Source organism: Microbacterium plantarum (genome assembly GCF_035231185.1).
Lineage (GTDB): Bacteria > Actinomycetota > Actinomycetes > Actinomycetales > Microbacteriaceae > Microbacterium > Microbacterium plantarum.
The window spans coordinates 905,503-921,127 of the sequence record NZ_CP141117.1; the positions used below are offsets into that span (position 1 = coordinate 905,503).

Below are 15,625 nucleotides of genomic sequence, written 5' to 3' on the forward strand. Positions count from 1 at the left end.
ATGCGCCAGCACTCCCGTCGACCGGCCGCAGCCTGCGAGACTGCGGGCATGCGCACGATCGTCATCACGGGAGCCAGCGACGGAATCGGGGCGGCCGCGGCGCGGCGCCTCGCGCGAGAGAGGCATCGAGTCGTGCTCGTCGGGCGTTCGCCGGAGAAGACGCGGGCTCTCGCCAGCGAGCTCGGCGCGCCCTACCACCTGGCCGACTACGCCGAGCTCGCGCAGGTGCGTCGGCTCTCCGACGAGCTGCTCGAGGCGTATCCGCGCATCGACGTGCTCGCCAACAACGCCGGCGGCATCTTCGGCCCGCGTGCCCTCACCGTCGACGGCTACGAGCAGACCTTCCAGGTCAATCACCTCGCCGGGTTCCTGCTGACGAACCTGCTGCTCGAGCGGCTCATCGAGAGCGAGGCATCCGTCATCCAGACGGCGAGTGTGGCGGCTCGCCTGTTCTCACGGTTCGACGTCACCGACCTGAACGCGGCGAAGCACTACTCGGGACGCATCGCCTACGGCAACGCCAAGCTCGCCGACATCCTGTTCACGCGGGAACTCCAGACCCGGTTCGGCGAACAGGGCATCTCGGCGGCCGCGTTCCACCCCGGCGTCGTCGCGACGCAGTTCGCCGCGAACGTTCCCGGCCCGCTCCGCTGGGTCTACCACAACCCACTCGCCCGGCGCCTGCTCACGACCACCGACGAGGGCGGCGCTCGACTGGTCTTCCTCGCCGACGGCATCCCCAACCGTGACTGGGTGCCCGGCGCCTACTACGAGAACGACCGTCCGACCCGCTCCCACCGCAATGCGACCGACGCCGACCTCGCCCGCGAGCTCTGGGACCGGAGTGCCGAGATGGTCGCCCTCGCCCGCTGACCCGCCCGCGCCGGCTGTGCTGCGCGAGTACGCACCGTCGCGCCGAAAGCGCACCGTGCAGGGTGCGTTCTCGCGCGGACGGTGCGTGCTCGGCGCGGGATGCGCAAGGGGGTCGGCGGGGGCGCGGGGAGCGCATACCGTGGGGTCGAACGGGAGGACGACATGGTCGACAAGCGCAACGAGCCCCACGGACCCGAGCAGATGCCGGACCGCCACCCCCGGCCCGATCCCACCGATCTCACCAATCAGGCCAGCTTCCGGCACGGATCGGCCTCGCGGTGGCTCGTGCCCGCGGGCGTCCTGGCCGCGGTCGCGATCGTGCTCTACGTGCTGGCATTCCAGCTGCAGACGGCGTTGCCCGCGGTCGGCATCATCTTCGCGGTCGTCGGCTGGGCGATGATGGTCGTCGCCGCCCGGTCGTCGGCCGATGCCCCCGTCCGCAGTCGGCGGCTGGCCGTCGCGATGGGCATCCTCGCCGTCGGGTCTCTCGCGATCTTCGTGCTCATCTACATCACCGAGACGCTCTAGACCCCGCCGTCGCGCGACGCAAGCACCTCGGTCGTTCCGCGCCTGCCACCTACCGTGGTCGCATGGCGACGGCAGACGCAGCATCCGATCCCCGAGCGACCCGGTCGCACACCGCGCATCATCGGATCGTCGTGGTCGGCGGCGGCAACGGCGGGGTGTCCGCCGCGGCTCGACTGCAGCGGCGCGGACTCGACGACATCGCGCTGATCGAGCCGAAGGACGTCCACGAGTATCAGCCGCTGTTCTCGCACGTCGCCGGCGGCACCGCGCGCATCAGCGAGACGGTCCGGCCACAGCGCAGCGTCATCCCCGACGGCGTCCGGTGGATCCAGGATGCCGTCGTCTCGGTCGACCCGCACCGATCGGTCGTCCGCCTGATCTCGGGCGACGAGATCGGCTACGACCACCTCGTCCTCAGCCCCGGGATGCAGAAGGACTGGGCGAGCGTTCCGGGCCTCGCCGAGTCGATCGGCACGGGGGACGTCACCACGCACTACGAGGGCGACCTCGCGGCGCGCACGTCGCTGCGCCTGCGCGATCTGCGGCAGGGCACCGTCGTCTTCACGCAGCCCGCAGGCCCCGCCTCGTGTGCGGGTGCCTCGCAGAAACCCATGTACCAGGCGTGCGATTACTGGCAGCGCACCGGTGTGCTCGACGACATCAGAGTCGTCCTCGTCGTGCCGGAGAGCACCGTGTTCGGCATCCCGGCCTTCGACCACGAGATCCAGCGGGCGATCGACCGTTACGGCATCGAGCTGCGGACGCAGAGCGCGTTGATCGAGGTGGATGCCGCGGCTTCCGAAGTCGTCATCGGCTCGCCCTCCGGCATCGAACGCCTCCGGTTCGATCTCGTCAACGTGGTGCCGCCGCAGTCGGCGCCCGACTGGATCCGCGCCTCGGGTCTGGCAGCGGACGGCGATGCGGACGGGTTCGTCGACGTCGACCCCGAGACCCTCCGCCACACGCGCTTCGGCAACGTGTGGGCCATCGGTGACGCCGCCGCGACGACGAACTCGAAGAGCGGGGGAGCGCTGCGCAAGCAGACCATGGTGCTCGCGAAGAACCTCGCGGCCGTCGCCTCGGGTGGCGAACCCCGTGCGCGGTACGACGGCTACGGCGTATGCCCGATGACGGTGTCGCGTTCGAGCGTCGTGTGGGCCGAGTTCGGGCCCTCCGGCGAGCTCATGCCGACGATCCCCTTCTTCCGCCGCATGTACCGCGAGAGCGCGCTGTCGTGGTTCTTCGACCGGCGCGTGCTGCCCTGGGTCTACTGGAACCTCATCCTCACCGGGAGGGCGTGACGCCCGCGGCATCGTGGTCGGCGTCGCTGCCCGCCGCGGGCGTGCGCTCGACCGTCAGCCGCACGCGGGCCACGAGGATGCCGGCGATCAGCGCGCCGAGTCCACCGACGGCCATGTCGCCGATCGTGTCGTCGTAGGTCACGAGGATGGAGTCGACGAAGGCTTTGCCGACCCACTCCACGATCTCCCAGAGGGCCGCGAAGGCGAGACCGAACGCCGTCGTGACGGTGAGGCCGGTCCGCCGCCGGAAGCCCGCGGCGCCGGGAAGCGGCACGATCGAGACCCGAGCCGCCGCGATGTAGGCGAGCGCTGCGAGGACGCCCGTGCAAACGAGATGCACGGGGATGTCCCACGGCGGGACGCTGCGGTACAGATCGACGACGTTGCTCCACGCCGCCACCAGGACCGTGATGCCGCACAGGATGTCGAATGCGGGACGGACGCCGACGAACCGCGGTGCGACGAGTGCGGGAAGGGCGAAGGCGAGGATGCCGGCGTCCGTGGGCTCGAACCACAGCACCGCGACCACGATGCTGAGGACGCCGCACAGCCGCACCGCGTCCGCGGCGACAGCGCTCGTGGTGCGGGGCGGTCGGAGGAAGTTGTCGATCATGACGGGCCGGCTCACGACTGCTCCCCGCTCAGGCGGAGGAGGATGTGCATCCCGAGGTGATCGGAGGGCGCGGCGCCGTCGATCGTCCGGGTGTCGACCGCGGCGCGCACGACGCGGGTGCGCCGGTCGACCGCGATCCAGTCGATCGGTCCTTTCCGCACGCGCGGCGGGTGATAACCGCCGTAGGTGTCCCAGAGCGGGGTCGTCCGCACCCCTGCCGTGTGCCACGCATCCACCAGGTCGCCGCTGAACAATGCGGCGAGAGGCGCGGACCCCGGGCCGGCGTTCATATCGCCCATGACCACCACCGGCCCCGTCGTCTCGGCTGCCAGGTCGTGCAGGAGCCACGCCGAGCGCAGCCGTGACCGAGCGGAGAACACGTCGAGATGGGTGTTGAGAACGGTCAGGTCGCTGCCGGTGACCCGATCGCGGAAGGCGGCGCGGACCACCACCCGCGGCACGGGATTGCCCCACGACATCGACCCCGCGACCTCGGGCGTCTCGGAGAGAGCGAGCTGCTCGTGGTCCGTGAGCTCCAGCCGCTCGCTGTCGAAGAAGATCGGGCAGCCTTCGCCGCGGCCGTCGGCGCCCCGGCCATGACCGACGAAGCGGTAGGCCGTGCCGAGCGAGGCGCGCACCAGGTCGGCTTGATCGGGCATCGCCTCCTGCGTTCCGAGGATGGCGGGCGGGTCGGCGTGGAGCACCGTCGCGAGGCGCCGACCTCGCACCGACCAGCGGTCGTTCGGGGGCCAGGTGGGGCCGTCGATGCGCCGCCGGATGTTCCAGGTCGCGACGTGGAGGTCGTCGGGATGCATCTCGTCGAGGCCGAACATGCGCGGCATCGCCGCAGCCGTGCCCGTCGAGACCGTCATGGGCCGACCTGCGCAGACAGCTCCGAGGCCGGGTGCTCCGGGGCCACGCGCTGCGCGCGGCGGAGCCGCCGGGCGACGCGGCGGTGGGGCAGCTCGTCCGGCCAGTGGGTGAGGACGGTGCGGAAGCCGCGGGCGATACGCGTGCGGAAGGCTCGCCCGTCGTCGAAGGGTCGCATCGAGATCCCCATGTCGGCACGGCGCGAGTACGCGATGCGGTGTCGCCCGCCGAGGTGGAACGCGAGGTCGAAGTCGTCGTGCACCTCTGCGTCGCCGCGGTGGACCTCCGTCCGTACGCTGCGCCAGGCCGCGCGACGGAAGGCGAGGTTGGAGCCGAACAACGGCAGGTGGCCGAGAGCGGCGAAGCCCAGCAGTGCATAGAGTCCCAGGTACGTCGCTGCGAGCGGTACCCGCAGGGCGCGGGGCCCGTCGACGAAGTGCGCGGCGCCGGTCAGGACATCGACGTCAGGCCGCTGGGCGAAGTCGCGACGGAAGTCCGCGACCCACGTCGGATCCGGAAGCGAATCGGCGTCCAGGCGCAGCACGAGATCGCCGGTCGCATGGTCGTAGCCGGTGGCGGCCGCCGCCGGGATGCCGGCGGTCATGCACTCGACGACCCGTGCACCCGCGGCTCGCGCGACCTCGGCGGAGTCGTCGCGTGAACCGTTGTCGACGACGACGATCTCATCGGGCTGTTCGGACTGCTGGGCGAGAGCGCGCAGACACCGCCGCAGCATCACAGCATCGTCTTTCACCGGGATCACGACCGAGACGGTCGGACGGTGCGGGGGCCGGCGTTCGAGTGTCATCGGACCTCACGCTACGGCGGGCGCGGGAGCGGCGGGAGCGGCTTGACAGTGCTCCGGCCCGCCGTCAATGACATGCTGGAGGTATGCCTCAGCAGAGCGATCTCCTCGCCGTCCTCGTCGATGCCGACAACGTCTCGCCATCGCGGATCGGCGGAGTACTCGCCGAGATCGCCACCTACGGCACCGCCTCGGTCAAGCGCGTGTACGGCGACTGGACCAAGTCGCAGCTGCGCGGATGGAAGGATGCCGCGAGCGAGCACGTCATCCAGCCGATGCAGCAGTTCGACAACACGACGGGCAAGAACGCGACCGACAGTGCGCTGATCATCGACGCGATGGACCTGCTGTACACGCGCCGATTCCAGGGGTTCTGCATCGTCTCGAGCGACAGCGACTTCACGCGCCTCGCCTCGCGCATCCGCGAGGAGGGTGTGACCGTCTACGGCTTCGGCGAGCGGAAGACGCCCGAGGCCTTCCGCAACGCCTGCGATCAGTTCACCTACCTCGAGGTGCTCGGAGTCGTCGACGAGAAGGATGCCGCCCGCTCGACGACGGCTGAGCGCTGGACGTCCGCGGCGCTGCGCGGCGATGCGCGCCTCGTGGCTCTCCTCCGGAGCGCCGTCGAGACGGCTTCCGCCGATGACGGCTGGTCCGACCTCGGGACGGTGGGGCAGCTCATGCGCAAGCAGCAGCCCGACTTCGACCCCCGCAACTGGGGTTACGCGAAACTCTCGGATCTCGTGCGGGCGGTGGGGCTGTTCACGATCGAGTCGAAGCCGGGCGGGATGTCGCTTCGCCCGAAGGACGCAGCGGGCGTGAAGGGCTCCGACGACACCCCTGCGGATGCGTCCGCGAAGGGGCGCGGCGACGCTCGCGGCGAGGCCGAAGCCGGGACGACCGGCGGTCGCTCGCGGCGCAAGCCGTCCCGCGCCAAGAGCGCCGCGCAGGACGCTGAGCCGCCGGCCCCGGAGGTCGCCGCCGAGGCGCGTGACGAGGGCTCGCGGGCGATGCCTCCGGCAGAACCGACGAGCGGATCGACGCCGCGCAACCGCCGTCCGATGATCGAGCAGCTCACGCTGGGCGCAGCCCTGGATGCGGCTCTCGACGCGGTCTCGTCGGCGGCGCGCGGCAACGCCGCAGCGTCCGCAGCGCCGTCGGAGAGCACGGAGACGGCGGCCGGCGTGGCAACGATCGAGCCCGCGCCGGCATCCGACGCGACCGAGACGTCGGACGTCGCGAGCACTGACGAGCCGGCGGTTTCGGCTGACGCCGCTCCGGTCACGGATGAGGCGCCCGCTGCGGGCCGGGCCGGGAAGAAGACCGGCGGGAGGACAGCGGCGAAGACGAGCGCGAAGTCCGAAGCGGAGACGACGTCGGCGAGCGGCGAGTCGAAGACCCGGACCCCTCGCAGAACCGGTGCCCGCACCGCCGCGAAGCGCGCGACGGACGCCGACGCGTCGACGGAGACGCAGACGGACGAGGCTGCGCCGGCTCCGAGCACCGATGCGGCGTCCGCCCCCGCGGCTGACGTCGAGCCCGTCGCCGAGTCCGTTCCGGCTGAGACCGAGCCTTCGACCGACGCCCCGGTTCGGCCGAAGCGCGCTTCGCGGAGCCGGGCCGCCGCTCCGAAGACACCGTCGGATGAAGCCGATACCGAAGCCGAAGCCGAAGCCGGGGCCGATGCCGAGGCGCCCACTCGGCCGAAGCGGGCACCCCGCAGCCGGAAGGCTCCGGTGACGGACGCTCCCGCGGAGCCCGCCGTGGAGCCGCGCGCCGAAGAGCCCGCGGCGGCAGCCGCCCCCGTCAAGCGGACGCCACGCCGGGCATCACGCCCCGGTTCATCCGCGAGCTGATCCGCAGGTCACCCGGGGGTCAGCCGCGGCTGCGGCGCAGCGCTGCGGCGACCGTACGCCGGCGTCGCCGGGCCGGGACGACGGGGACCGGCTGCGTGACCACCGCATCGACGACCATCGATCCGCTCGCGGGGCCGACGACCGGAACGGGAGTCGTGGCCGCGCTGATGTGATCCGCGCGTGCGACCGGCATGCTCGCGAGTTCGCGACGCGCTCGCAGGTAGGCCGGGATCAGGATGGCGGTGGCACCGAGCCAGGCGAGGGGGTTGCTCCACGCGACCCCCGCGAAACCGATGAGCGCGCCGAGCACGACAGCGGCTCCGGCGCGCATGAAGAGCTCGACGATTCCGGTGATGGTCGGCACGAGAGTGTGGCCGAGGCCCTGCAGCGCCCCGCGGAGCACGAACAGGACGCCCAGCGCCGTATAGGTCGCGCCGTTGATGATCAGCATGAGGGCGGCGAGCGAGACCACGTCGTCCGAGCCGTCACCGACGAACAGGCGGACGAGCGGCGCCCCGAGAGTGATGAGCACCGCGCCGAGTCCGACAGCGCCGATCACGGCCATCCACGTCGCCTGTGCGACGCCCTGGCGGATGCGGTCGGGACGTCCACCGCCGTAGTTCTGCGCGACGAACATCGAGACGGCGAGTCCCAGCGACTGCAGCAGAGCGATCGCGAGCCCGTCGACGCGTGAAGCGGTCGTGTAGGCGGCGACGGCGTCGGCGCCGAGCTCGTTCAGGCGCACCTGCACCGCGAGCGTGCCGATCGCGATGATCGACGCCTGGAAACCCATCGGCAGTCCGAGTCGCAGGTGCAGGGCGAGGTCGGCGCGCGTGATGCGCCAGTCGGCGCGCCGCATGCGCAGGACCGGGATGCGGCGGCGGATGTAGTCGAGGCACAGCCCGACCGACAACGCCTGCGACACGACCGTCGCCAGGGCGGCGCCACCGACGCCCCATCCGAGCGGCCCGACCATCAGCACGACGAGCACGACGTTGAAGACGCATGCCACCGTCAGGAAGATCAGCGGAGTGCGGGAGTCGCCGATCGCGCGGATGATCGCCGCCAGGTAGTTGAAGAACATCGTCGCCCCGGCGCCGAGGAAGCTGACGACGGCGAAGGTCGTCGCATCATCGAGGAGCTCGGGGGGAGTCTGCAGCAGTTCGAGCAGGGGACGCGACAGGAACGGAGCCACGACGGTGAGGACGACGCTCGTCATCGCGGTCAGCGTGGCGCCGGCCGCGACCGACCGGCGGACCGCGGCGTGATCGCCCGCGCCGAAGGCCTGCGCCGTCGGGATCGCGAATCCGGAGGTGAGTCCCCACGCGAACCCGATGAGCAGGAACAGCATCGAGCCGGTCGCGCCGACGGCGGCGAGAGAGTCGACGCCGAGCCAGCGCCCGACCACGACCGCATCGACGATGTGGTACATCTGCTGCACCACGTTGCCGATCAGGAGAGGCACCGAGAACGCGAGGATGACGCGCCAGGGGCTGCCGGTGGTGAGGGTGCGGGACATCGCGGTGGCCTTCGAGAAGATGCGGGCACGACAACGGCGGCGCCGGAGCGCCGCCGTCAATCAGTGTATCGAATCGATTCGAGATGCGCCAAGGGATATCCCGCATGCGCGCTCGCGGTGTCAGCGGGAGGACCCCTTGCGGGGCTTCAGGAACGCGCCGTCCTCCTGCTTCTCGCGCTTGGCCGCGCGTTTTTCTTTCAACGACAATTGCGGCGCCTTTTTGTCGCCTCGTGTGCGTGGTGTCTTGGTCGACATGAGAACTCGCTTCCCCTCGTGGCTGGCGTGTGACTCCCGACCATAGCCCGGAAGAAAAAGAAGTCAAATCCGCTTTTCGGGCCGCCTCGGCGCAGCTTGCTTTTCTGTGCGGACTGGCTATGGTGGGTGGTCACCGCCCCGTTGTTTCGCCCTTGCAGGCTTGAGACCGGGGTTTTTCGCGCACCAGAAAAATCAGAACGGAAGAAAAATGGAAAAGACCGCCGACGCGACGTCGAGCGACGTTCGAATGCGCCTCGAAGCGCTGCTCGCCGAACGCCGCGAGCTGCTGCAGGATATCGAGCCGCGCGCGGTTCCTTCCGTCGACCCGGTGGCATATCAGACCGCCGCATCGCACCGCGCCACGATCACCCTGATCACCGAGGCCCTGGATCGCGTCGACGCGGGCTCGTACGGGCGCTGCGTCGGATGCGGCCGCGCGATCGCGCCGGCACGCCTGGAAGCGGTGCCCTACGCTCCCGCGTGCATCGAGTGTCAGAGCCGGGCCGAGACGGCCTAGGCGCTGTCAGGCGCCGGGCAGTGTCACGCGGACGATCAGGCCCCCGCCCTCACGCGGGGTGATCCGCAGATCGCCGCGATGGCTGCGGACGATGGCCGAGACGATCGTCAGTCCGAGACCGATCCCCCGGTCGGATGCCGCGCGGGTCCGGTCTCCCGCGCGAACGAACGGCTCCGTGAGCGTTGCGACGCGAGCCGGATCGAGGTCGGGACCGGTGTTGGCGATCTCGAGCAGCGCTGAGCCATCGGGTGCCGTCCGGGTGCGTACGGCGACCTCGGCCCCGTCCGGGAGGTTGTGGATCAGGGCATTGGCGACGAGGTTCGACACCAGCTGCCGGAGGAGGGCGGCGTTCCCGCGCGCCGTGGCCGGCCCCCGCTCCTCGCGGATGCTCGGTGACCCTCCACGGGCCGCCTCATCCGCGCCGTCGCGTGCGTCTGCGACGACCTGCTCGACCAGGGCTGCGAGGTCGACCGGCGCGAAGTCGAGGCCGGATCGTCCGGCGCGCGCGAGGTCGAGCAGGGCCTCCGTCGTGGCGATCGCCCGCTCGTTCGTCTCGGCGACCCTGCTCAGGACGAGGTCGACGTCGCGGCCGCCCGGATCGGCGCGCGCCACCTCGATGATCGTCCGGATGACGGCATGCGGGGTGCGCAGCTCGTGCGACGCGTTCGCCGCGAACCGCGATTCCTCTGCGACAGCGCGTTCGATCCGGTCGAGCATGTCGTCGAAGGCGTCGGCGAGGTCGGTCAGCTCGTTCCGGCGTCCGCGCAGCGCGATTCGGCGGTGAAGCGTTCCGGCATCGGCCCGGCCGACTACTTCGGTGACCCGTCCGAGCGGCGCGAGCATCCACCCCGCGAGGAACCAGCCGCCGACGAGTCCGACGACGAGGAGGGCGGCCAGAGCCCACCACGCGTACTTGACGAAGACGTCGGTGAGGTCGCCGCGTCCGGGCGCCCACCCGCCCGTCGACTGGCTGAACAGGTCGCCGCTCGGCACGAACCGCAGGGCCAGCAGCCCGACGCCGAAGAGCACCGCGCCCGCGACGACCAGGAACCCGGCGTAGCTGAGGGTGAGTGAGACCCGCAGGGAGAGCCCGCGGCGGCGGGCGATCACAGCGCGGGTTCCGACATCCGGTATCCGACACCCGGCACGGTCTCGATGACCCAGGGCTCGCCGAGCCGTTTGCGGAGCGTGGAGATCGTGATGCGGACCGCGTTCGTGAACGGGTCCGCGTTCTCGTCCCAGGCGCGTTCGAGCAGCGCCTCGGCGCTGATGACACCACCGCCGGCGCTGAGGAGCACCTCGAGCACGGCGAACTGCTTGCGTGTCAGCGCGATGTACCGTCCATCGCGGTAGACCTCGCGGCGGAAGGGATCGAGCCTCACGCCGCCGAACTCGCGGATCGGGGGAGCGGAGCTGGCCGAGCGCCGCGCCAGCGCACGCAGTCGCAGCACGAGCTCGCGCATCGCGAACGGCTTGGTCAGGTAGTCGTCGGCACCGGACTCGAAGCCCGACGCCTTGTCGTCCAGCCGATCGGCCGCGGTCAGCATGAGGATGCGGGGCGCCCCGGTCTGCTGGGAGAGGTGGCGCGCGATCTCGTCACCGTTCGGGCCGGGGATGTCGCGGTCGAGCACGACCACGTCGTACGCGGTGATCGCCAGCTGCTCGAGCGCGGTATCGCCGTCGGCGGCGAGGTCGGCCGAGATGGTCTCGAGGCGGAGGCCGTCGCGGATCGCCTCGGCGAGGAAGAGCTCGTCCTCGACGATCAGCACACGCATGGCCTCAGGATAGGCGGGCGCATGTATCGCGGGCGTATGCGGAATCGGCGACACCGGTGCAACATCCGCTCTCGTCCACTGGGAGCATGAGCACTTCCTCCGCCCCGGTTCCGACCCGCCCGCTCGCGCTGCCGACGACCGAATCCGGACGGCGGGTGACTTTCGTGCCGCCGCGCCCGCGAGCGCGCACATCCCGTCGTGTTCGCCGTCGCCGCCTCGCCCTCGGCGCGGTTGCCGTCGCGGGTGCGGTCGCCCTCGGCGCCTCCGCCATCGGTGCGCTGGCCGGTTCATCGGGTCTTCAGCTGCCGCCGATGCCGCCGGTCTTCCCGGGCGCGGTCTTCACGCCGTCGGCCGACGACGGGTTCATCGACGACGGCGTGCAGGTGAGTCTGTGGGATGACGACCTGCCGGCCATCTCGCGCATCGACCCGGAGCTGCTGGCGGCGATGCGCGCTGCCGAGGCGCGTGCCGCGGACGACGGCATCCGCCTGGGCGTGACGAGCGGATGGCGCAGCGCGGGGTATCAGCAGTGGCTCCTCGACGACCGCATCGCTTCGGTGGGGGAGGAGACCGCCCGCGCCTACGTCGCCACCCCCGAGCAGTCGCGTCACGTCAGCGGCGACGCCATCGACATCGGGCCGGTCGACGCGCAGTACTGGCTGATCTCGTACGGCTCGGAGTTCGGCATCTGCCAGACCTACGGCAACGAGCCGTGGCATTTCGAGTTGGCGACCACGCCGGGATCGGAGTGCCCGCCGATGCGCACCGATGCCAACGGCTGAGCCCGGGCCGCGGCGGCGGGTGCGCCTACGATCGAGGGAGCCCCTCAACGATCCAGGAGTCACCGTGTCCGCCGTCACCGCCGCCGCCCGCTCCCACGCCGACGACCTCGCCGAGTTCGTCGCCGCGTCGCCGTCGAGCTTCCATGCCGCTGCCGAGGTGGCGCGACGCCTCACCGCAGCCGGTTTCACCGCGCTGGCGGAAGACGAGCAGTGGCCGGAACAACCGGGCGGGCGCTACCTCGTGGTGCGCGACGGAGCCGTGCTCGCGTGGATCGTGCCGGCAGCGGCGACCGCGGTGACGCCCGTCCGGGTGTTCGGCGCGCACAGCGACTCGCCCGCCTTCAAGCTCAAGCCCCGCCCCACCACCGGCCGGCTCGGCTGGCTGCAAGCCGGGGTCGAGGTCTACGGCGGACCGCTGCTCAACTCGTGGCTCGACCGCGAGCTGCGGCTGGCCGGCCGCCTCGTGCTCGACGACGGCACCGCGGTGCTCACCGCGACGGGCCCGCTCCTCCGCCTGCCGCAGCTCGCCATCCACCTCGACCGCGAGGCGAACGACCACCTCGCCCTCGACAAGCAGACGCAGACACAGCCGGTGTGGGGGCTCGGGTCCGCCGACTCCGCCGACCTGCTCGGCGAGCTCGCCCGCGAGGCGGGAGTGGATGCCGCCCGCATCCGCGGCTACGACGTTGTGACGGCCGATGCCGCCCGGGGCTCGGTCTTCGGCGCGGGGGACGTCTTCTTCGCGGCCGGTCGGCTGGATGACCTCGCCTCCGTCCATGCCGGAGTCGTCGCGCTGGAGCGAGCCGCCGGAGGCTTCGACGCCGGGCACATCGCGATGCTCGCCGTCTTCGACCACGAGGAGGTCGGGTCGGCGACCCGCTCGGGTGCGGCCGGTCCCTTCCTCGCCGATGTCATCGAGCGCATCCAGCTCGGCCTCGGTGCCGATCGCGAGGAGGGGATGCGCGCCCTGGCGGCATCCTGGTGCGTCTCGAGCGACGTCGGGCACTCGGTGCACCCGAACTATGCCCACAAGCACGACCCCGTCGTACTGCCGGTGCTCGGATCGGGGCCGATCCTGAAGATCAACGCCAACCAGCGGTACGCGACGGACGGCGTCGGGGCCGCCGCATGGAACGGCTGGTGCGACGCGGCGGGCGTGCGCAGCCAGGAGTTCGTGTCGAACAACGGCGTGCCCTGCGGGTCGACGATCGGGCCGATCACCGCCACGCGGCTCGGCATCCGCACCGTCGACGTGGGGATCCCGATCCTCTCGATGCACTCGGCGCGCGAACTCGCCGGGGTCTCCGACCTGCACGATCTCTCGCTCGTGGCCGAGGAGCTGTTCCGCCGGTAGAATCGAGCAGTCCGCGGCGCCGGCCCGGACGAAGCGATGCAACTACCTGCTGACGGAGCAAGGCGGCACGTGAGAACGAGCTGACTGCTCGGAGGCATGCATGACGTCGAATGATCGTTCCCTGATCCGCCACACGGGTTGGGCGTTCTTCCCGATCGCGTTCATCGCCCGGCTTCCCTTCGCGATGATGGTCGTCGGTGTCCTCACCCTCGTCGTCTCTGCGACCGGGTCGGTGGGGCTCGGCGGGCTCACGTCGGCCGCCGTCGGCATCGGCGTCGTCATCGCCGGCCCGGTGATCGGCGACGCCGTCGACCGGTTCGGGCAGCGGCGGGTGCTCGTTCCACTCGGCATCCTCAACGGCATCCTGCTCGGGGTGTTCCCGATCGTCGTCACCGCCGGATCACCCGACCCGCTCATCCTGACCGCCGCCGCGGCGATCGGCCTGAGCGCTCCGCAAGCGGCAGCCATGTCGCGCAGCCGGCTGATGGGCATCATCCGGGCGCGCCTCGGTGCCGAGCACCGGCCACGCACGCTCTCGCGCGTCATGTCGTACGAGTCGGCGGCCGACGAGACGGCGTTCGTGATCGGCCCGTTCCTCGTCGGCATCCTCGCGGCCGTCATCGCGCCCTGGGCCCCGATCGCGATCGCCGCAGCTCTCAGCCTCGTGTTCGTCACCGCCTTCGCCCTCCACCCCAGCGGGCGGATCGCCGCGACCGCCCTCGACCCCGGTGAGAGCGAGGAGCGGGCGCCGATCGCGCAGGTGCTGCGCGGGCGCGTCCTCGTCCTGGTCGCGGGCACCTTCGGCGTGGGACTCTTCTTCGGAGCGACGCTGACCTCGCTCACCGCGTTCGCGCAGACCGCCGGCGACGACGTCGAGGCCGGGCTGCTCTACGGCCTCATGGGAATCGGCTCGGCCGCCCTCGCCCTCGCGGTGGTGCTCCTGCCGTCGGGCTTCGCCCTGCGTCACCGCTGGCTCGTCTTCGCCGCCGTGCTGGCCGTCTCGGCGGGCGGCTACGCCGCTTCGGACTCGCTGGGCGCGGTCATCGTCATGCTGCTGCTGATGGGGCTCGGCGTCGGACCGACGCTCGTGACGCTGTTCAGCATCGCGGGACACCGCAGCCCCGTCGGCCGGTCGGCGACCACGATGACGCTCCTCGGATCGGCGCTGACGCTGGCGCAAGCGCTCGCGTCAGCCGCGACCGGCGCGATCGCGGAGGCGGGTGATGTCCGGCTGGCGATGCTCCTGCCGACGATCGCCGCGGTCCTCGTCCTCGTGCTCGGGGTCGTCAACGTCGTGATCGAGCGACGTGAACGCGCGGAGGAACAGGCCCGGACATCGGGTGGAGCCCACTCCGCACCGTCGCTCGTCAGCCGTTGATCAGCGCTGCCGTCGTCGCCCCCACGCCGGCGCCCAGCATCACGACCACCCAGGCCGGGCAGCGCCAGAGCGTCAGCAGCCCGAAACAGACGAGGGCGAGCGCGAACTGGTCGACGCGGGTGACCGACGTCGTGAACACCGGGTCGTAGAGGGCGGCGCCGAGGATGCCGACGACCGCGGCGCTCGCTCCGCGGACCAGGCCTCGTGCCCGGGACCAGCGCCGCACGACGGCCCACACGGGCAGCGCACCGAGGAGCAGCAGGAAGCCGGGCAGGAAGATCGCGACGAGCGCGATCATGGCCCCGGCCACGCCACCCGGGCCGACGCTCGCGAGCGCCCCGAGATAGGCCGAGAAGGCGAACAGCGGACCGGGCAGGGCCTGCGCCGCACCATAGCCGGCCAGGAACGTCCCGGCATCCACCCAGCCCGGGCCGACGACGGCGCTCTCGAGAAGGGGGAGCACCACGTGGCCGCCGCCGAACACGAGCACGCCCGAGCGCAGGAAGGCGTCGAACAGTGCGAGCGAGCCGTCTCCCGTCACCCGAGCCGCGATCGGGCTCGCGACGAGGAGGCCGGTCAGGATCACGAGCGCGGTGACCCCGACACGGGTGCTCGCGCTCGGAAGGGCGTCCGCGTCGGCGGCGTCATCCGAGTCGGGGAACCCCTCGCCCAGCCACAGGATCCCCGCGAGGGCGCCGAGGGCGATCGCCCCCAACTGGGCGAACGGCCCGCCCACCAGTGCGACCCCGACGGCTGCCGTGATCGCGATCGTCCCGCGCGGTCGGTCGGGTGCGAGGCTTCTCGCCATGCCCCAGACGGCGTGTGCGACGACGGCCACCGCGACCACCTTGAGCCCGTCGACGACTCCGGTCGCGATGGTGCCGGTCACGGCCCCGATTCCGCTCGCCGCCCAGACCATGAGTGCGGCGGAGGGCAGGGTGAATGCGGCGAAGGCCGCGACCGCGCCCGCGAGTCCCGCGCGGCGCAGGCCGATCGCGAACCCCACCTGACTCGAGGCGGGCCCGGGCAGGAACTGGCACAGGGCCACGAGTTCGCCGTAGGTCCGATCGCCGATCCATCGCCGGCGCTCGACGAACTCGTCGCGGAAGTAGCCGAGGTGCGCGATCGGGCCGCCGAAGGATGTCAGTCCGAGGCGCAGGAACACCGCGAACACGGCGGCGAGGTTCGACACCCGTCCA

The 15,625-nt window shown here is 71.5% G+C and carries 16 protein-coding genes; 8 read left to right on the forward strand and 8 right to left on the reverse strand.

Annotated features, from left to right (window positions below; genetic code table 11):
• Positions 1-48: 48 nt before the first annotated feature.
• The 3 genes from VC184_RS04300 (at position 49) to VC184_RS04310 (ending at position 2,702) form a co-directional block, all read left to right on the forward strand.
• On the forward strand, positions 49-873 hold the full coding sequence (locus VC184_RS04300; RefSeq protein ID WP_323987373.1) for an SDR family NAD(P)-dependent oxidoreductase: 825 nt from the start codon (positions 49-51) through the stop codon (positions 871-873).
• Positions 874-1,035: 162 nt separating this feature from the next.
• Entirely contained in the window at positions 1,036-1,401 is a 366-nt protein-coding gene (locus tag VC184_RS04305; RefSeq protein ID WP_323987374.1) for a hypothetical protein, read from the forward strand.
• Between the two features lie 62 nt (positions 1,402-1,463).
• Positions 1,464-2,702 carry an NAD(P)/FAD-dependent oxidoreductase gene (locus VC184_RS04310; RefSeq protein ID WP_323987375.1) on the forward strand — a complete coding sequence of 413 codons (1,239 nt, stop codon included), beginning with the start codon at positions 1,464-1,466 and terminating at the stop codon, positions 2,700-2,702.
• Here VC184_RS04310 and VC184_RS04315 read toward each other — a convergent pair.
• From VC184_RS04315 to VC184_RS04325, 3 genes are read right to left on the reverse strand one after another with little or no spacing between them, the layout of a single operon-like run.
• Complete coding sequence (locus tag VC184_RS04315) at positions 2,686-3,330, reverse strand: hypothetical protein (RefSeq protein WP_323987376.1); 645 nt, start codon at positions 3,328-3,330, stop codon at positions 2,686-2,688. The two genes, VC184_RS04310 and VC184_RS04315, sit on opposite strands and share 17 nt — an antisense overlap.
• Positions 3,327-4,187 (reverse strand): endonuclease/exonuclease/phosphatase family protein, encoded by an 861-nt coding sequence (locus VC184_RS04320; protein ID WP_323987377.1) that lies wholly within the window; start codon positions 4,185-4,187, stop codon positions 3,327-3,329. The genes VC184_RS04315 and VC184_RS04320 overlap by 4 nt, the downstream gene beginning before the upstream one ends.
• Complete coding sequence (locus VC184_RS04325) at positions 4,184-4,993, reverse strand: glycosyltransferase (protein ID WP_323987378.1); 810 nt, start codon at positions 4,991-4,993, stop codon at positions 4,184-4,186. The genes VC184_RS04320 and VC184_RS04325 overlap by 4 nt, the downstream gene beginning before the upstream one ends.
• A gap of 83 nt (positions 4,994-5,076) precedes the next feature.
• Between VC184_RS04325 and VC184_RS04330 the strand changes: the two genes are divergently transcribed.
• On the forward strand, positions 5,077-6,846 hold the full coding sequence (locus VC184_RS04330) for an NYN domain-containing protein (RefSeq protein ID WP_282502231.1): 1,770 nt from the start codon (positions 5,077-5,079) through the stop codon (positions 6,844-6,846).
• A gap of 19 nt (positions 6,847-6,865) precedes the next feature.
• Here VC184_RS04330 and VC184_RS04335 read toward each other — a convergent pair whose 3' ends face one another.
• Both VC184_RS04335 and VC184_RS04340 read right to left on the reverse strand, forming a co-directional pair.
• The gene (locus VC184_RS04335; RefSeq protein ID WP_282502232.1) at positions 6,866-8,365 is read right to left on the reverse strand and encodes an MATE family efflux transporter; all 1,500 of its coding nucleotides are present in this window, start codon (positions 8,363-8,365) and stop codon (positions 6,866-6,868) included.
• A 120-nt stretch (positions 8,366-8,485) separates the two neighbouring features.
• A complete protein-coding gene (locus VC184_RS04340; protein WP_274177495.1) occupies positions 8,486-8,620 on the reverse strand; it encodes a hypothetical protein in 135 nt (44 codons plus the stop codon).
• A 247-nt stretch (positions 8,621-8,867) separates the two neighbouring features.
• Between VC184_RS04340 and VC184_RS04345 the strand changes: the two genes are divergently transcribed.
• A complete protein-coding gene (locus VC184_RS04345; RefSeq protein WP_282502233.1) occupies positions 8,868-9,137 on the forward strand; it encodes a TraR/DksA family transcriptional regulator in 270 nt (89 codons plus the stop codon).
• A 6-nt stretch (positions 9,138-9,143) separates the two neighbouring features.
• Here the strand turns inward: VC184_RS04345 and VC184_RS04350 are convergent, their stop codons facing one another.
• Both VC184_RS04350 and VC184_RS04355 read right to left on the reverse strand, forming a co-directional pair.
• The gene (locus VC184_RS04350; RefSeq protein ID WP_323987379.1) at positions 9,144-10,247 is read right to left on the reverse strand and encodes a sensor histidine kinase; all 1,104 of its coding nucleotides are present in this window, start codon (positions 10,245-10,247) and stop codon (positions 9,144-9,146) included.
• A complete protein-coding gene (locus tag VC184_RS04355) occupies positions 10,244-10,912 on the reverse strand; it encodes a response regulator transcription factor (protein ID WP_323987380.1) in 669 nt (222 codons plus the stop codon). The genes VC184_RS04350 and VC184_RS04355 overlap by 4 nt, the downstream gene beginning before the upstream one ends.
• 86 nt (positions 10,913-10,998) lie before the next feature.
• Between VC184_RS04355 and VC184_RS04360 the strand changes: the two genes are divergently transcribed.
• The 3 genes from VC184_RS04360 (at position 10,999) to VC184_RS04370 (ending at position 14,426) form a co-directional block, all read left to right on the forward strand.
• Positions 10,999-11,694, forward strand: a complete 696-nt coding sequence (locus tag VC184_RS04360; RefSeq protein ID WP_323987382.1) for a M15 family metallopeptidase — start codon at positions 10,999-11,001, stop codon at positions 11,692-11,694.
• A 64-nt stretch (positions 11,695-11,758) separates the two neighbouring features.
• Positions 11,759-13,048, forward strand: coding sequence for a M18 family aminopeptidase (locus VC184_RS04365; RefSeq protein WP_282502236.1), 1,290 nt, complete (start codon positions 11,759-11,761; stop codon positions 13,046-13,048).
• A gap of 100 nt (positions 13,049-13,148) precedes the next feature.
• On the forward strand, positions 13,149-14,426 hold the full coding sequence (locus VC184_RS04370; RefSeq protein ID WP_282502237.1) for an MFS transporter: 1,278 nt from the start codon (positions 13,149-13,151) through the stop codon (positions 14,424-14,426).
• On the opposite strand, the gene chrA is transcribed toward VC184_RS04370, so the two are convergent.
• A complete protein-coding gene (gene chrA, locus VC184_RS04375) occupies positions 14,416-15,618 on the reverse strand; it encodes a chromate efflux transporter (RefSeq protein ID WP_282502238.1) in 1,203 nt (400 codons plus the stop codon). The genes VC184_RS04370 and chrA overlap by 11 nt on opposite strands.
• Positions 15,619-15,625 lie beyond the last annotated feature (7 nt).